Genomic DNA, 711 nt, shown 5'->3' with positions numbered 1-711 from the left:
GATCGCTGCACGGGTGCGTGTGGAGGTCAGGTTCCGTGCGGTCACCGAAGTCGCCGACGGTGCTCCGGTCATCGAGGTCGCTAACCGTTACGGTGTCTCTCGCCAAACGGTCACGGCGTGGCGCAAGCGCTATGCCGCATCAGGTCTGGGCGGTTTATCGGATCGATCTCGCCGACCGCGTACTAGCCCGAACCAGATCTCTCCACAAGTGGAGGCGACGATCTGCGAAATGCGACGCACCCACCGGCGGTGGGGTGCCCGGCGCATCGTCTACGAACTCGGACGCCTCGACCCTTATGCGCCCGCGCCCGCGCGGGCCACGGTGCACCGCGTGCTGGTACGCAACGGATTGGTCAATCCTCAAGAGCAGCTACATAAACGGGTCTACAAGCGATGGGAGCGGGAAGCTCCGATGCATCTGTGGCAACTCGACCTGGTTGGAGGTGTGTTCCTGGCTGGCGGCCGGGAATGCAAACTGTTGACCGGCATCGACGACCATTCCCGCTTCGTCACCGTCGCCGCGGTTCTCGAGCAGCCCAGTGGCAGTGCCGTGTGTGAAGCGTTCGTCGGGGCGATGAATCGATGGGGCGTGCCGTTCGAGGTGCTCACCGACAACGGCAACCAGTTCACCGGCAGACACACGCGGCCGTTGCCGGTTGAGGTGCTCTTCGAGCGGACGTGTCGCGAGTACGGCATCACCGCGCGGTTGAC

1 protein-coding gene is annotated in these 711 nt (G+C 64.3%); it reads left to right on the top strand.

Features of this window, described 5'->3' with window-relative positions:
• Window position 1: 1 nt before the first annotated feature.
• Window positions 2-711: helix-turn-helix domain-containing protein (locus ABFX36_RS18930; RefSeq protein ID WP_231632852.1), on the top strand; the 710-nt coding region annotated here is incomplete at its 3' end.

The organism is Gordonia cholesterolivorans (assembly GCF_039531975.1).
In the GTDB taxonomy this organism is placed as follows: domain Bacteria; phylum Actinomycetota; class Actinomycetes; order Mycobacteriales; family Mycobacteriaceae; genus Gordonia; species Gordonia sihwensis.
Note: the sequence above shows the minus strand (reverse complement) of the source record. Positions and strands in the feature narration are given on the sequence as shown.